Here is a 15,798-nt window from a genome sequence, read left to right as displayed (position 1 = left end):
GGGGGGCCCTGTTCGACGCCGATCGGGGGTCCCTTTTGCACGCCGGTTGACACGCCCGGGCTCGTCACGTCGAGGATCAGGTCGGCGATGAGCGCGATGGGTTTGACCGTCGCATGCATCTCGAGCGCCCGCCGCCTCCCCTTTGTCGGCACGTTGGCGCCGGGATAGTGCATCACGTTCGACCGATTGCGACCGAACTTCCCAAGCTGCACGTTATCGATGTTGGGTGCATCGCCGTGCTTGAACACCGCGACCAGCTCATGCGCGTTGCGCCAGAGCGCGCCCATGGCCGGATTGGACTTCGCCCACACTAGTGGCTGCCGGTAGTGGAGCCCCTCCTGCCCGCCCGCACTCAAAAACTCGGCGATGTGCCGCCAGTCCATGAAGATCAGCGCCATCGCGCCGTCCATCAGGTGCGGCTTTGCGGCCGCGATGAACTGCGAAAGAAAGTCGACGAATTCGCTTTGTGACATCTCTCCCGACGCCATGGCAAAGTTGCCATGCTTCACCCGGCCCTTGCCGGAGACGATGCCGGGGATGGCCAGGTTGTAGGGAGGATCCGAAACAAGCGCCCGGACCGGTCGGCCGCCGACTAATTCATCGATCACCGCTGTGTCCGTCGCATCGCCGCAGATTACGCGGTGCCGACCGAGGCGCCAGAGATCGCCCAGACGACTGACCGACAGATTCGGAGGAACTAGATCCTCATCAAGATCGTCCAGTTCCTGGGTGCGATGCAGGCCGTTCATCGCGTCGATCTCGAAACCGCTGTCCGTCAGATCGAGTTCCGGTGCCTCGAGCACGATCTCAGAGAGCTCGAGGTGCACGGCCTCGAGGTCGATCGTAGCCTCGCCTGCAATCTTGTTGTCGAAGATGGCGAACAGCCGAAGCTGCTCAGGCGTGAGATGCGATATGCGGATCACCGGCACGGAGCTGAGCCCCAACAGCTTGGCCGCCGCGAGCCGTGTGTGGCCTGAGACGATGGAGGGTTCGTCATCAACAAGGACCGGTACGTTGAAGCCGCTTCGGTCAATTGCGCCCGCTAGCTTCTTGATCTGCCGCGCATTGTGCTTGTTCGTGGTCCGGCGACTGACGCCGATGCTCGCTAGATCGAGATACTCGATATGCAGGCGAACGTTGTCGTACTTGCCGGGATGGGACTGGTTTGATGACATGGTGAAACTCCAGAAGGTTGACGAAAGTCTCCGTTAGAGACTGATCCGGCGATTTCTGCCCACTCAGCGCGCACGCTGTAGTTAGCTATCGCAGTGAGCTCTAAAGCTCGCCTCATCTTCTAGAGTCCGCCCGAGACGGGATTGACCATGCGATAATCTAATAGCTACTTGCAGGCTTGCAAGTGCGATCGCGCTTACACTCTGATCTTTTCCGTTAACGACTTGCAGACGACCACTAACCCCGCAGTTTTCCCAATTCGGTTCCCAACTTTTGCGGCCAGACGCCACGCAGATCGACAGGGAAAATCAGGGATTGCCGCGGAGGCGGCCGGACAAAGGCTGCTCGCCCTGGACAACGCGGCAGCGAAATATCCAATTCTTTCCACCTAAAATGGCGAAGTAAGCGACCGGCAATCGCAATCGATCGCGACACGGTTCCGTACTGGATCAGGTCGCGGCGGAGAAACTGCCGAGAGATTGCGCATTCCCAGTTCGCAACTGACTCTCCGCAGTACCAAACCGAAATGGAAAGCCCCGCAGTGGGGCCCTTTTCGGGCATAATATCTAGTTATCTGAATTACTTAGACTGGGTGGCGGAGCGGGTGGGATTCGAACCCACGATACGCTTTTGGCGCATACTCACTTTCCAGGCGAGCGCCTTCGACCACTCGGCCACCGCTCCGCAACTTGGTGCCTGGAAGTGGCGGGCCGTATCGTGGCGGCCCCGTCGGCGCAAGCGTTGCGCGCCGGGGTGGTTCGGTGCAGGTTCGGGGGCATGATCACCGTCCTGCTTCCGCTTTTGCTGGCCCAGGCGGCCGCCGCGCAGTCGGCGGGGCGCACCCGCGCCGACGCCAGGTCGCCTTCGGAGATCGTCGCCGCCGCTCCGCCCCCGGACTGGCTCGCGGTCGCGGCGGAGGACCTGCTCATTATGGAGCTCGCCCCAGGCGCGGGCGGGCGGGCGCGGCGGGTCGCTATCCAGCTGATGCCCGCGCCCTTCAGCCAAGGCTGGGTGGCGAACATCCGCCTGCTCGCGCGGGCGCGCTGGTGGGACGGGCTGTCGGTGAACCGAGTGCAGGACAATTACGTCGTGCAATGGGGCGACGCGAGCGAGAAGAAGCCGTTGCCGGCGGGGCTGAAGGTGTTGGGTGAGGATGCCTATGTGGCACGCGGCTTGTTAGCGATCCCCGATCCACGCGGGCGACCCCGGATCAACTATAATCTTGGCGCGGCTATAATGCGAAACGCCATGATTGCGGCTAACGGGTCGGTTGTCGTCTCAGAGGCATTTAAAGAAGCTCTTGCGAACGGAAAAGCCGAACCTTCGGCGTTGCCTGAACCCAAAATCGGAGACGCTTATGCTTCGGTCGCCAGCTTCGTATACGGCTGGCCGATAGCGGGGCAAACCGGCAAGGCGGGTGATGGCTTCTGGCCCGTCCACTGCTACGCCGCTGTCGGCGTCGGGCGGAACCTGTCGCCCGACACCGGCACGGGCGCGGAGCTTTACACCGTGATCGGCCATGCGCCACGCCATCTCGATCGCAACATCGCGGTGGTGGGGCGCGTGGTGGAGGGGATCGAGCATCTGTCCTCACTACCGCGCGGGACGGAGGCGCTCGGCTTCTACAAGACCGCCGCCGAGCGCACCGCGATCCGTTCGATCCGGCTGGCGAGCGACCTGCCCGCGGCCGAACGCCCGCGCTTCCAATACCTATCGACCGAGAGCGCGAGCTTTGCCGCCTATGCCGACGCGCGCGCGAACCGGCGTGACGCGTTCTTCATCCAGCCGGCGGGCGGCGCGGATATCTGCAACGTCCCGGTCCCGGTGCGGCGGGTTCCGTAGGAGCATCGGTCACCCTCACCCTTCCGGCGCTTTGCGCCTCCCTCCCTCTCCCGTCGGGAGAGGGAGGGAGGCGCAAAGCGCCGGAAGGGTGAGGGTGATCCGAAGTAGCGTCTAGCGCCCCACCCAGTCCGCGACCTGCGCCGCGACCTGGTTCGCCGCGCCGCCCAGCGCCGTTCCCGCATTCGCAGCGTCGATCGCGGTCACGGGCACGCGCGCCTCGAAGCGGCGCTTCTCGACCGCGCCCGCATCACCGCGGATGAGCGTGGCGTCGAACGTCACCACCGCCGCCCGCGCGGTCGCGTCGAGGTCGAAGCGGCGGAGCTCGCCGCCCAGGCGCGCGCCGGGATCGACCGAGGACGCGCCGGCGGTCAGCACCAGGCGGCCGGTACGCGCGGTGATCGTGTCGCCCATCAACCGGGCGAACAGCCGCGCGGGCGGCTCGGCCCATTGCGCGTCCTTGATGTAGGCGATCGTGGTCGGGGTCGCCTGGACCGGGACGCGGTTGGTCGCCAGCGCCTGCGGTACGCTCGGCACCGCCACGGTGAGCGCGCCCGCGCCCGTCGCGCGCTGGACGGGGCCGATGGGCACGGCGGCCGAGGGTTCGATCGTCAGCAGGGTCGGCGGCGGCGTGGCCCCGAAGCTGATGCAACCCGCGAGCGGCGCGGTCGATAGGAGAATCGGGAGGAGTACGGCGTAGCGCATGATCGGCCTCACTTACCTTTATAGTCCGGCAGCTTGGACTGCCCGACGAGCGCGCCAGCGCCGCCCTGGTCGACCTTTTCGGCGATCGACGACAGCGCCGCGCTGGTCTGGCGCAGGTCGCGCACCAGCAACCCGACCTCGGGCACGGTCTGCTTGGAGAAGGCCTGAAGCCCCGGCCGTGCCTCGCCGATGGCTTCGTTCAGCGTATCGGCCGACCGCTGCGCCGAGGCGATCGTGCGGTTCAGGTTGGCGATCGTAGGCTGGATGTCGCGCGCGAGCACGTTGTTGGTCGTCCCAGCCAGGGCGCCCACCTGCTGCGCGGCGTCGCCCGCCTGCTGGATCGCGACGCGCGTCTGCGCCAGCGTCGCGGCGATCTCCGGCGCGCGGTCGGCGAAGGCGTCGGTCAGGCGGGTCGTATTTTCCAGGATGCCCGCGACCGAAGCCTGGTTGCGATCGGTGAGCAGCCCGGTCAGCCGGTCGGTCAGCGTCGATAGCCGCTCGAGCAGCTGCGGCGCGGAATTTAGGATCGCGCCGATCCCGCCGATGCGCGTGGGGATCACGGGTACCCCGTATGGGCAGGCGCTGCTGGCGTCGCCCTCGGGGCAGGCGATCGGCCGCGCGCCCTTGCGCGCGCCATCGAGCGAGATCTGGCTGACCCCGGTGAAACCGATCGACGAGATGCTCGCGGTCGTGCCCTGCAGGATCGGTGTGTCCTGATTCACGCGGATGCGGACCCGGACGAATTCGATGTTGTTGCGCCACAGTTCGATCTGGGTGATCTGGCCGATCGGCACACCCGCGAACGTCACGCCCGAACCGCGCGCAAGCCCGTCGACCGACTGCGGGAAGAAGATGTCGTACTCCTTCTCCGACGCGCCGCCCAATCGCGCGATCCAGACGGTGAACAGCGCGAGCAACGCCAGCAGCAGCAGCACGACGCCGCCGACCAGTACGTGATTGGACCGGGTTTCCATCAGCTTTCCACTCTCGCCTCGGCCGCGACCGATCCCGACCCGGCACCCTGTCGGCCCTGCGTCGCGACCGCCGCGCGGCCGCGGGGTCCCTTGAAATACTCGGCGATCCACGGATGGTCGGTCGCCAGCAATTCGTCGATGGTACCGATCGCGATCACACGCTTGTCCGCCAGCACCGCCACGCGGTCACATATAGCGTATAATGTGTCCAGATCATGGGTGATCAGGAAGACGGTCAGCCCCAACGTGCGCTGGAGCGACTTGGTCAGCTCGTCGAACGCCGCCGCGCCGATCGGGTCGAGGCCGGCGGTCGGTTCGTCGAGGAACAGCAGGTCGGGATCGAGCGCCAAGGCGCGGGCCAGGCCGGCGCGTTTTCTCATGCCGCCCGACAGCTCGGCGGGATATTTGGGACCCGCATCGGGCGGCAGCCCGGTCATGACCACCTTGAAGGACGAGATCTGATCGAGCAACGCCTGGTCGAGCGCTGGATAGAACTCCTTGAGCGGCACCTGCACGTTCTCGGCGACGGTCAGCGTCGAGAACAGCGCCCCGCCCTGGAACAGCACGCCCCAACGCTTGCTGATCTCGGCCATCTCCGTCTCCTCGCGGCCGATCGTGGGTAGGTCGAACACGGTGATCTCGCCTGCGGTCGGCACCTGCAGCCCGATGATGGAGCGCATCAGCACCGACTTGCCCGTGCCCGATCCGCCGACGACGCCGAGGATTTCGCCGCGCCGCACGTCGAGATCGAGATGCTCGTGGATGACCGCTTCGCCGAACGCGTTGCGCAGGCCCCGCACACGGACGATCGGCTCGTCGCCGGACCCGCGCGCCGCCATCAGTTCCACCCAATCCAAGTGAAGAACACCGCGAAGAAGGCGTCGAGGACGATGACTAGGAAGATCGCCTGGACGACCGCCGCCGTCGTCCGCCTCCCGACCTGCTCGGCGTCGCCCTCGACCAGCATGCCCTGGAAGCAGCCGGCGACCGCGATGATCGCGCCGAACACGGGCGCCTTGATCAATCCGATGAACAGGTCGGTGATCGGCACCACCTCGCGGATGCGTTGGATGAAGGTGACCGGCGGGATGTCAAGCGTCGCCCAGGTCAAGAGCCCGCCGCCGATCAGCGCGATGACAGACGCGTAGAAGCCGAGCAGCGGCATCAGCAGGATCGCGGCGATCGTGCGCGGCACCACCAGCGCCTCCATCGGCGACACCCCGATGGTGCGGAGCGCGTCGATTTCCTCCGTCAGCTTCATGGTGCCGATCTGCGCCGCGAAGGCGGAACCCGATCGCCCCGCGACCATGATCGCGGTCATCAGCACGCCCATCTCGCGCAGCGTCAGCCGCCCGACAAGGTTGATCGTGAACACCTCCGCCCCGAACTGGCGAAGCTGCACCGCGCCCTGTTGCGCGATCACCATGCCGATCAGGAAGCTCATCAGCCCGACGATGCCGAGCGCGGAGACGCCCACCGCCTCCAGCTCGTGGACGACCGAGTTGAAGCGGAAGCGCCGGGGATGGCGCGCGATGTCGACGAAGGCGAGCGCAGTCGCGCCCAGGAAGCCGAGCAGCCCGTACATCGTCCGAGTTGCGGTGGAGACGGCCATCCCGACCTCGCCCAGCACGCGCTTGAACGGCGTCACCGTCGCCGGGCGGGTCGCGACCGCCTGGTCGGCGTGTTCGACCTGCGCGAACAAGTATCGATCGTCCTCCCCCAACCCCTCGACCGGCGCGTCGTGCTTGGCGGCGAAGCGGTGGACGACCCAGGCGCCGATCGTGTCGAGCCGGTCGATTCCCGACAGGTCGATGCGGCTGACCCGCCCGCCATGCGCGGCCAGCCGGTCGGGCAGCGAACCCAGCCGCGCCAGCGACAGGTCGCCTGTGAAGCGCACGACGCCGTCGTCGCCCGTCGCGGAAAAATCGGCCGTTGCGCTCATGCAACGTCGCTCATGCGGGAAATGCCGCCATGCGGCAAGACGCTAGGAACGCCGTCGGGAACGATCGGGCGTCAAGCCAACGCCAGATCGACGGCGTGGATGACCAGCCCGACCAGCCCGCCGACCACCGTGCCGTTGACGCGGATATATTGCAGGTCCCGCCCGACCTGGTTTTCCAGCCGCGCGCTGATCGTCCGCGTGTCCCAGCCGCGTACCGTTTCCGACACCAGTCGGACGATCCCGTCACCGTAATCCGCCGCGATCCCGACCACCGCCCGCCTGGTGAAACGATTGATCCGCCGCGCGAGCGCCGGCTCGTTCCGCAGCGTCTCGCCCAGCTGGCGCAGCACCTGCCCCAGCGGTCCCGCCATCGCCCGCTCCGGATCGCGCGCGATGCGTAGCAGCCCGGCGCGCGCCGCCTCCCACAACCCCTCCAGCCAACGCTGCACGGCGGGATTGGCGATCAGCTCCTCCTTGGCCGCCTCCACCCGCGCGCGCAGCGCCGGGTCGTGCTGGAGGTTCCAGACGATCCGGTCGAGCGACTTTTCCGCGCGCAGGCGAACGGGGTGCGCGCGGTCGTCGACCATCTCGCCCAGCAGCTTGTCGAGCCCGTCGATCAGCTTATTGGCGACCGTCTCGTCCAGCCCGGTCCAGCGCAGGATGCTTCCCGCCCGGTCGTGGACCATCCGACGGATCAGCCCTTCGTTCTCCGCCAGGGCGCTCGCCGCCCAGCGCAGCGCGCCGTCGATCAGCGGCTGGTGCCGTTCCTCGCGTATCGCCGCCGCCAGCAGCTGCCCGGCGAGCGGGGCGGCCTCGGTCTCACGCAACCGCGCGCCGATCGCGCCCTTGACCATGCCGCCCATGCGCGCGGGATCCAGTCCCTCCAGCGCCTGCGCCACCAGCCGCGACGCACCCTGGCGAAAGCGTCCCCCCGCCCCCTCCGGCGGATCGGTCAGCCAATGCGCGATCGCCCCCGCGACGTCGAGCCGCCGCATGCGCTTGACGATCACCGCGGGCACCAGGAAATAGGTGCGCAGGAATTGAGCCAGCGTGTCGCCGATCCGTTCCTTGTTGTTGGGCACGATCGCGGTGTGCGGGATCGGGATGCCCAGCGGGTGCCGGAACAGCGCCGTCACCGCGAACCAGTCGGCCAACCCGCCGACCATCGCGGCTTCGGCGAACGCGCGCACGAAGCCCCAGAACAACGTGTCTCGCGGATACGCTCCGATCAGCGCGCGGCTGCCGAGGAACAGCACCGCCATCGCGACCAGCAACCCGGTCGCGACCAGCCGCATCTGTCTGAGTGCCGCCGGAGCGGACTCGACCACCGCGCGCTTTATGGGCTGATGCTTCATGGGTGGGGCAATGCGCAGCAACACGCGAAGTTCACGCATCCCGGTGTTGGGCGGCAAGCCGGGCGCGCGCTATTCCGCAGGGCGTACGGCATCCTCGCCGTAACCAAGTTTGCCCTGAACCGGGGCCAGCCGCGGCCCGCTCGGCCCCGCGAGGCCCACCACCTGCGCGCCATCGTCGCCGGGGCGATAGGTGAGCAGCCGACGCCCGAGCCTTGGACCCGCCCAACGCTCGACGCCGACCGCAAGGCTGAACGTCGCGGGCACGATCAGGAGCGTCAGCAGCGTCGACAGGATCAGCCCGCCGATCACCGTCAAGCCCATCGGCGCGTTGAACGACCCGTCGCCCGACAAGGACAGCGCGGTCGGGACCATGCCTGCGACCATCGCCACTGTAGTCATCACGATCGGCTGCGCGCGCTTGTGTCCGGCGTCGATCACGGCGGTTAGCGTGTCCACGCCCTTGTTCATCTCCTCAAGCGCAAAGTCGATCAGGAGAATTGAATTCTTGGCGACGATACCCAATAGCATCAACATGCCGATATAGACGGGCATCGAGACGGGCTGTCCCGCCAGCCACAACGCGATCAGGCCGCCGAGCGGCGCCAGCAGCAGCGAGCCGAGATTGACCAGCGGCGGAAGCACCCGGCGATAGAGCAGCAACAACACCGCGAAGACCAGGAACACGCCCGCGGCGACGGCGGTGATGAAGTTCTTGATCATCTCCTGTTCGAACTTGGAACTGCCGACCGACGGACGCGCCACCCCCACCGGCAGGTTTTGCATGGTGGGAAGCGCGTCGATCTGCTTCTGCGCGACGCCCGAAACGATGCCGGGCGACAGGTCCGCACCCAGCGTGATCTGCCGCTGCTGGTTCAGTCGTTCGATCTTGGTCGGCCCCGCTCCCAACCCGATATCGGCCACGAGGCTGAGCGGCACGGACCCTCCGGTCTGCGTCGTCACGGGCAGGTTCTCTATCGTCGACAGGCTGGCGCGCGCCGATTGGTCGAGCGCGACGCGGATCGGCACCTGCCTATCGGAGAGCGAGAAGCGCGCCGAGTTCTGGTCGATATCGCCCAGGGTCGCAATGCGGATTGCGTTGGACAGCGCCGAGGTGGTCACGCCCAGGTTGGCGGCGAGGTCGAGCCGTGGCCGGATCACGATCTCCGGCCGCTTCAGGTCGCCCGAGACGCGCGGGCTCTGCAGCGCAGGCAACATCGCCATCTCCGCCACGATCTTCTGCGCGGTGGTATTCAGCAATTCGGGATCGTCGCCGCCGAGCACGATGGTGACGTCGCGTCCGCTGCCGCCCCAGCCGAATTGCGATTGGAACGACACGCGCGCGTCGGGGATCGCCGCGAGCTGCGGCGCGAGCCCGCGTTCGAACTCGGTGGAGGTCTTCTTGCGGTCCTCGCGCAGGGTCGCGGTCACGCGGCCGTTACCCACGAAGCTGCGCGAATAGATCGATTCCACCTCCGGCTCGCGGCTAAGAATCTCGTTGACGCGCTCCGTAACCCGCTCGGTCTGCGCCAGCGTGGTGCCGGGAACCATGGTGATGGTCGCGGTCGCGCGGTCGTTGTCGCGCGGCGGCTGAAAGGTCTTGGGAAGGACAACGAACATGAATAGAGTCAGCGCGAAGGCGACGCCGCCGATTCCGACCACCCATAGCCGGTGGTCGCGCAGGCGGCCTGTCACGCGCGCGAACCCACCGCGCGCGGCCACGGCCTTGGCGCGGCCGGTTTCCAGCGACCAGCGCAGCACGCCCATATACCCATCCATGATCCAGCCCTCGCCGTGGCTGGCCGCCCCGCCCGACTTCAAGAAATACGCCGCGATCATGGGGGTGACGAGACGCGCGACGCCCAGGCTCATCAGCACGGCCGCGACGACGGTAAGGCCGAAATTCTTGAAGAACTGCCCCGCGATACCCGGCATCAGCCCGACGGGCAGGAATACCGCGACGATCGCCATGGTGGTGGCGAGCACGGCGAGCCCGATCTCGTCGGCGGCGTCGATCGAGGCCTGATAAGCGGATTTGCCCATGCGCATGTGCCGGACGATATTTTCGATCTCGACGATCGCATCGTCGACCAGCACGCCCGCGACCAGGCTGAGCGCCAGCAACGTCATGGAGTTCAGGCTGAACCCCATCAGGTCCATGAACCAGAAGGCGGGAATGGCCGATAGCGGAATCGCGAGCGCTGAGATGATCGTCGCGCGCCAGTCGCGCAGGAACAGGAACACGACGATGACCGCCAGCACCGCGCCCTCCACGATCGCGGCCATGGCGGCATGATATTGTTGTTCGGTGTATTTGACGCTGTTCTGGCGCAAGACGAAGCGGACCTGGGGATTGCGCTTCTGGATCGCCTCCAGCTTCTTCTCCGCTTCGTGGAACACCGTCACGTCCGACGCGCCCTTGGATCGTTGGATGTCGAACGACACCGTCTGCCGGCCGTCGACCGCCGCGCGGCTGCGCTGTTCGGCATAGGAGTCGCGAACCTGGGCGATGTCCGTCAACCGCACTGTACGGCCCGCGCCGACCGAGATCTGCGTCTGGCCCAACTCGTAAGCCGTCTTGGCGTTACCCAGCACGCGCACCGACTGTTCGGACCCGGCGATCTCCGCCCGTCCGCCCGATGCGTCGACATTGACCTGGCGGAGCTGCTGATTGACCTGCGAGGCGGTCAGCCCCTGCGATTGAAGACGCACGGGATCAAGGATCACGCGGATCTCACGTGACACTCCGCCATTGCGGTTGACCTTCGCCAGGCCGGGCACCGCCAGCAGCTCCTTGGCTACCGTGTTGTCGATGTACCAAGACAACTGTTCGACCGTCATGTCGGTCGCGATCGCCGAATAGCTGGCGAGGTCGCGGTCGGTGGTGTTGGCACGGAACACCTGCGGTTCCAGGATACCCTCGGGCAGGTCGCCGCGGATCTGGGCGATCGCGTCGCGCATGTCGTTAACCGCGCGGTCGATAGGGGTGCCGAGCGCGAGCTGGACGACCGTCTCGGACGAACCCTCAGTTACCTCCGAATTGATCTCGTCGATGCCTTGGAGCCCCCGCGCGGCCGCCTCCACGCGCTGGGTAACCTGGCCCTCCAGCTCGCTGGGCGCGGCGCCGGGCTGGCTGATGACGACGATGACCACGGGAAAGTCGATATCGGGATCGTCGTTGACGTCCATTCCCATGAAGCTGACGATCCCCGCCAGCGTCAGTGCGAGGAACAGGACGATCGGCGGCACCGGGTTGCGGATCGCCCAGGCGGATATGTTGCGGAAGTCCATGGATCAGCTCGCTTTCGCCTGCATCTGGGCCAGAACCGGTTTCACCGTCTGCCCGGGCGCCAGGAAGCCGCCCGCCGACCGGACCACGCGCTCGGTGCCGTCCAGGCCCGACGCGATCGCGACGCCGCCGTCCGAAACCTGGCCGATCCGCACGTCGCGTCGCGCCACCTTGCCCGCGCGATCGATGACGTACACGAAACTGCCGCGCTCGTCCGATTGCAACGCCGAGTCGGGGAGCAGTGGCGCATGCGTCGCGCCCGCCACGATAGATGCGGAGGCGAAGCCTCCGGGCCGGAGCGCGCGGTCGTAGCGGAGCGCGACGCGCGCGATCCCCTGGCGCGTCTGTGGATCGATCACCGGCGACACCTGCCAGACCTCGCCATCGAAACCTTGCTGCGAACCGACCGGCGTCACCTTAGCCCGCGCGCCAACCGACAGCCCGGTCAGGTCCGACTCGGCCAGTCGGGCCTGCATCTCCATCTGCCCGCCCTGCGCCATGCGGAACATCACGCCCGTGCCCTGGCCGACGATCTGGCCCGGTTCCACTTGACGCGTCAGGATCAGGCCGGCGGCGGGCGCGCGGATGTCGAGCCGACCGGTCCGCGCGCGCTGCTCGGCGACGGCGGCCTGCGCGACGCTGACGCGCGCCTGCGCGGCGTCGCGGGTCGCCCCCCGCCGCTGTAGGTCCGCCTTGGAGATGAAGCCCCGGTCGACGAGCGCGCGTGCGCGATCGAGCTCGGCCTGGGCGAGCACCGCGTCCGACCGGGCGACGTTCACCTGCGCCGCGAGCTGCGCGATCGCCTGCGTCTGGACGGATCGGTCGATGGTCGCGAGCACCTGTCCCGCGCCGACCCACTGGCCGGGCTCGACCAGGACCCGGGTGACGAGCCCGCCCTCGCCCGCCACGCCCACGGGCAACTCGCGCCGCGCCGCGAGCGTGCCCGTCGCCGACAGGACGCGGTCGATCGTCTGGCGGCCCGGCGCGATCACGGTGACGGTGGGCAGCTGCGCGTCGCGCTTGCCCGCCGCGCCGCCCGCCGCCGCATCGCCATCGCGCGAGAACCACCAGGTCGCGCCGAGGCCGGCGAGCAGCATCAGGACGACCGCGACGATCAGCGTGCGCCGTTTGCGGCGCCGCTCGGCCGCGGCGAGCGCGTCGATGCCCATGTCGGGCAGCGCCCGCGCGTCACCGGCGTCGATCGCTCCCGCTTCATAGTTCATCCGCGCCACCACATCCCTGTCGCCCCGACCCATACGAACTGTATTAGCGAAATATAGCACCGGGCTCAACCCCGACGCGCCCGCCCCCATGCCGCTTCATGGCCCCCGTCGCCCGACGCCGCAAGCGTCACGGGCGAGCGGCCGACGCGGTATCGTTCAGCTTCGGTTGCTTCTTCGCGCGCCACCTCGTCCACCCTGGTGACCGCGATGGGGAGACGACGATATGAACAGAGCCGAGTTGAAGACAGTGGCGCTCACCGCCGCCATGTTCGCGAGCGGCGTAGCGGGCGCGCAAGGTTCGCCGCAATCGCCGCAACCGACGGTGGAGGCGCTGGTGCCCGCGTCCGGCGCCGTCCTCGATGTGGTCGCCGAGGGCCGGACGATGCGCGTGCCCGACTTGGCGACGATCCGCGCGGGCGTGATGACGACCGGGCCCACGGCGGCCGCCGCGATGCGGGACAACGCCGACCGCATGGCGCGCGTCCTCGCCGGGCTGCGCCGCGCGGAGGTCGCCGCACGCGACGTCCAGACCGCGCAGGTGAACCTTCAACCGCAATATCGTTATGCCGAGAACCAGCCGCCGGTCGTGACGGGCTACCAGGCGACCGACATCGTCGCCGTCCGCTTTTGGGAGATTGGTCGCGCGGGCGGGCTCCTGGATGCGCTGGTGTCGGAGGGGGCGAACCAGATCGACGGGCCGTCATTGTCGCTCGACCGGCCCGACGCCGCGCTCGACGAGGCACGGACGGATGCCGTGCGGCGCGCCCGCGCACGCGCAGAACTCTATGCACGTGCCGCGGGGCTGCGGGTGGAGCGGATCGTCGCCATCGCGGAGGGCGGCGCGCCGATCGGTGGACCGCCGCCCGTCATGTTCGCGGCCGCCGCCCGCCAGATGCGCGCGCAAGGAGAATCGAGGACGGCGCTCGCGGCCGGCGAGTCCGAGGTCACGGCGACCGTGACCGTGCGCTTCCTGCTCCGCTGAACGGAAAAGGGCCGCTCGGTCGCCCGGACGGCCCATTTCCCGCGAGACCGAGGTCTCGTTTTAGCGCACGCGGCCCCGGCGAACGAGGTTCACAATGGCGAGCAGGATCACGGCGCCCACCAACGACACCAGGAACGAGGTGATGTTGAGCGGGGCGCGATTGATCGACCCGCCGCTGATGATCAGGCCGCCGATGAACGCGCCGACGATGCCGACGATGATGTTGAGGAAAATACCCTGTTGCGCGTCCGTGCGCATGATGATGCTGGCCAGCCAGCCGATCACGCCGCCCACGACGAGCCAGATGAGAAGATTGATCATGAATGTCCCTCCGTTAACACCCGTTACATCCGGGCACTGGCGATGAGACGAGCGAACGGGCGGAGTTGTTCCGCCTGCGTAACCGGAAAGTCCGAGAAATCGGATGAACCGTCAGTACTTCTGCTGACGCTCGTACAGATCGCGGTAATGCTGGATGCGCGTGACCCGCAGGCCGGGCATCCCCGACCGGTCGATCGCGCGCTGCCAACCCGCGAACTCCTCGGCGGTGAGGGAATAGCGCTCGCACACCTCATCGACCGACAGCAGCCCGCCATTCACGGCCGCGACCACTTCCGCCTTGCGACGCACCACCCAACGGCTCGTGCGCGGCGGCGGCAGGGAATCCAGGGTCAGCGGCTCGCCGAGCGGACCGATGACTTTGGCGGGCCGTATCTTCTGGTTCTCGATCATGTCCACTCTCTATCGGGGCGGGGCCCCATCACGCCTACGCTGCTACGTCGTCGGGCTTGAACGTCCGCTGAAACTGCTTGGTGAACACCGCCTTTACTCGGCTTTCCATCCCGCTAACGCCGCGGCCGTGTCCGGGTCGAAGCGCCCGTCCGCCGGGGCGAACGGTGTCGGCGCGGCCGGGGGCGACCGATGCGCAAGCTCGATCTGCGCGCCCGCCGTCGTGCTCGCCGCCTGGCGGGCGGCCACCCCGACCATCAGCACGGCGAGGTCCGCCGGAAATATGCGCAGTTCGAACGCCCGGTCGAACGACGTAAAGCTCAGATCCAATCGCCACGCCCACCCACACTCGTGTAAGCCGCTGCCTTAGCTCCTAGGGCATGAAGGGGGCGTAAAACGCCCGGCAAGGCTTTGTGAACCTTGATGGCGCGTCGCTTTGCATCGGCGAGCGCCAAGGCTTATCTGCGGGTCCATCCATGATGAATGTCGATTTCCAGCTCGGGGGCGACCCCGCGACCAAGCGCATCGTCGTCGCCATGTCGGGCGGGGTCGACAGTTCGGTCGTGGCCGCGCTCGCCGTACGCACGGGGGCGGAGGTGATCGGCGTCACGCTCCAGCTGTATAATCACGGCGAGGCGGTCGGGCGCGCCGGGTCGTGCTGCGCGGGCCGCGACATTCGCGACGCGCGCGCGGTATGCGACCGGCTGGGCATCGCGCATTACGTGTTCGATCACGAAGCGAGCTTTCGCGCGCAGGTCGTCGACCGCTTCGCCGACGAGTATTTGGTGGGGCGTACGCCGATCCCTTGCGTCCAGTGCAACATGGGGCCGAAGTTCACCGACCTGCTGGGCTTGGCGCGCGAGCTGGAGGCGGACTGTTTGGCGACCGGTCATTATGTCAGGCGTATCGAGGGTACGGCGGGGCCCGAGCTTCACCGCGGCGCAGACCCGGCGCGCGACCAGAGTTATTTCCTATTCGCGACCACAACGGCGCAGCTTGACTATCTCCGCTTTCCGCTCGGTGCGCTGCCCAAGGCGCGCGTGCGGGAGATCGCCGCCGAGCTCGGTCTCGGCGTCGCGGCCAAGCCCGACAGCCAGGACATCTGCTTCGTTCCCGACCGCGACTATGCCGGGCTGGTGCGCCGCCTGCGGCCGGACGCCGACACGGCGGGCGAGATCGTCGACGGGGGCGGCCGCGTGCTCGGCCGCCATGCCGGGCTAATCGGGTTCACCGTTGGCCAGCGCCGGGGATTGGAGATTGGCGGGTCGCTCGAGCCACTTTATGTCGTGCGGATCGAGCCGGGAACGAAGCGCGTCGTCGTCGGTCCCAGGCGGGCGCTGGCGGTGGACGCCGCGCGGCTGACCGACCTGAACCGGATCGGCGGGGATGCGAGTCATGCGCTCACGGTGAAGGTGCGGTCGATGGCCAAGCCCGTCCCTGCCCGGCTGCGGGGCGACCGCGTGCTGTTCGAGGCGCCCGAATACGGCGTGGCGCCCGGCCAAGCGGCGGTGCTTTATGCGGGTGAGCGGGTGCTGGGCGGCGGCTGGATCGCCGAGACCGCCCCGGCGACGGCGATCGCTTAGCGGCGTG

At 67.7% G+C, this 15,798-nt stretch carries 14 protein-coding genes and 1 tRNA gene; 3 read left to right on the top strand and 12 right to left on the bottom strand.

Annotation, left to right across the window (positions count from 1 at the left end):
• Together ACFE71_RS05695 and ACFE71_RS05690 are read right to left on the bottom strand one after the other, a co-directional pair.
• On the bottom strand, nt 1–1,175 hold a 1,175-nt coding region (locus ACFE71_RS05695), incomplete at its 3' end, for a site-specific DNA-methyltransferase (RefSeq protein WP_375427838.1).
• A 591-nt stretch (nt 1,176–1,766) separates the two neighbouring features.
• A tRNA-Ser gene (locus tag ACFE71_RS05690) sits at nt 1,767–1,857 on the bottom strand.
• Nucleotides 1,858–1,950: 93 nt separating this feature from the next.
• Between ACFE71_RS05690 and ACFE71_RS05685 the strand changes: the two genes are divergently transcribed.
• Nucleotides 1,951–3,015, top strand: coding sequence for a peptidylprolyl isomerase (locus ACFE71_RS05685; RefSeq protein ID WP_375427837.1), 1,065 nt, complete (start codon nt 1,951–1,953; stop codon nt 3,013–3,015).
• A gap of 111 nt (nt 3,016–3,126) precedes the next feature.
• Here the strand turns inward: ACFE71_RS05685 and ACFE71_RS05680 are convergent, their stop codons facing one another.
• The 7 genes from ACFE71_RS05680 to ACFE71_RS05650 form a co-directional block, all read right to left on the bottom strand.
• The gene (locus ACFE71_RS05680; RefSeq protein ID WP_375427836.1) at nt 3,127–3,717 is read right to left on the bottom strand and encodes an ABC-type transport auxiliary lipoprotein family protein; all 591 of its coding nucleotides are present in this window, start codon (nt 3,715–3,717) and stop codon (nt 3,127–3,129) included.
• Nucleotides 3,718–3,725: 8 nt separating this feature from the next.
• Entirely contained in the window at nt 3,726–4,691 is a 966-nt protein-coding gene (locus tag ACFE71_RS05675) for an MlaD family protein (protein WP_375427835.1), read from the bottom strand.
• Nucleotides 4,691–5,530 (bottom strand): ABC transporter ATP-binding protein, encoded by an 840-nt coding sequence (locus ACFE71_RS05670; protein ID WP_375427842.1) that lies wholly within the window; start codon nt 5,528–5,530, stop codon nt 4,691–4,693. Before ACFE71_RS05670 ends, ACFE71_RS05675 begins: the two co-directional genes overlap by 1 nt.
• A complete protein-coding gene (locus ACFE71_RS05665) occupies nt 5,530–6,633 on the bottom strand; it encodes an MlaE family lipid ABC transporter permease subunit (protein ID WP_375427834.1) in 1,104 nt (367 codons plus the stop codon). The genes ACFE71_RS05670 and ACFE71_RS05665 overlap by 1 nt, the downstream gene beginning before the upstream one ends.
• A gap of 71 nt (nt 6,634–6,704) precedes the next feature.
• Nucleotides 6,705–7,988 (bottom strand): DUF445 domain-containing protein, encoded by a 1,284-nt coding sequence (locus tag ACFE71_RS05660; RefSeq protein WP_375427833.1) that lies wholly within the window; start codon nt 7,986–7,988, stop codon nt 6,705–6,707.
• A 69-nt stretch (nt 7,989–8,057) separates the two neighbouring features.
• On the bottom strand, nt 8,058–11,276 hold the full coding sequence (locus ACFE71_RS05655) for an efflux RND transporter permease subunit (protein WP_375427832.1): 3,219 nt from the start codon (nt 11,274–11,276) through the stop codon (nt 8,058–8,060).
• A 3-nt stretch (nt 11,277–11,279) separates the two neighbouring features.
• Nucleotides 11,280–12,497, bottom strand: a complete 1,218-nt coding sequence (locus tag ACFE71_RS05650) for an efflux RND transporter periplasmic adaptor subunit (protein ID WP_375427831.1) — start codon at nt 12,495–12,497, stop codon at nt 11,280–11,282.
• A 223-nt stretch (nt 12,498–12,720) separates the two neighbouring features.
• On the opposite strand from ACFE71_RS05650, the gene ACFE71_RS05645 reads away from it, so the two are divergent.
• Nucleotides 12,721–13,479: an SIMPL domain-containing protein gene (locus tag ACFE71_RS05645; protein ID WP_375427830.1), complete on the top strand. Its 759-nt coding sequence runs from the start codon at nt 12,721–12,723 to the stop codon at nt 13,477–13,479.
• A gap of 60 nt (nt 13,480–13,539) precedes the next feature.
• Here the strand turns inward: ACFE71_RS05645 and ACFE71_RS05640 are convergent, their stop codons facing one another.
• From ACFE71_RS05640 to ACFE71_RS05630, 3 genes are all read right to left on the bottom strand, one after another.
• The gene (locus ACFE71_RS05640; protein ID WP_375402326.1) at nt 13,540–13,800 is read right to left on the bottom strand and encodes a GlsB/YeaQ/YmgE family stress response membrane protein; all 261 of its coding nucleotides are present in this window, start codon (nt 13,798–13,800) and stop codon (nt 13,540–13,542) included.
• A gap of 111 nt (nt 13,801–13,911) precedes the next feature.
• Complete coding sequence (locus ACFE71_RS05635) at nt 13,912–14,211, bottom strand: DUF1153 domain-containing protein (protein ID WP_375427829.1); 300 nt, start codon at nt 14,209–14,211, stop codon at nt 13,912–13,914.
• Between the two features lie 93 nt (nt 14,212–14,304).
• Nucleotides 14,305–14,538, bottom strand: a complete 234-nt coding sequence (locus ACFE71_RS05630; RefSeq protein ID WP_375427828.1) for a hypothetical protein — start codon at nt 14,536–14,538, stop codon at nt 14,305–14,307.
• 146 nt (nt 14,539–14,684) lie between these two features.
• Between ACFE71_RS05630 and mnmA the strand changes: the two genes are divergently transcribed.
• Nucleotides 14,685–15,791 (top strand): tRNA 2-thiouridine(34) synthase MnmA, encoded by a 1,107-nt coding sequence (gene mnmA / locus ACFE71_RS05625; protein ID WP_375427827.1) that lies wholly within the window; start codon nt 14,685–14,687, stop codon nt 15,789–15,791.
• Nucleotides 15,792–15,798 lie beyond the last annotated feature (7 nt).

Source organism: uncultured Sphingomonas sp., assembly GCF_964237155.1.
Lineage (GTDB): Bacteria > Pseudomonadota > Alphaproteobacteria > Sphingomonadales > Sphingomonadaceae > Sphingomonas.
Note: the sequence above shows the minus strand (reverse complement) of the source record. Positions and strands in the feature narration are given on the sequence as shown.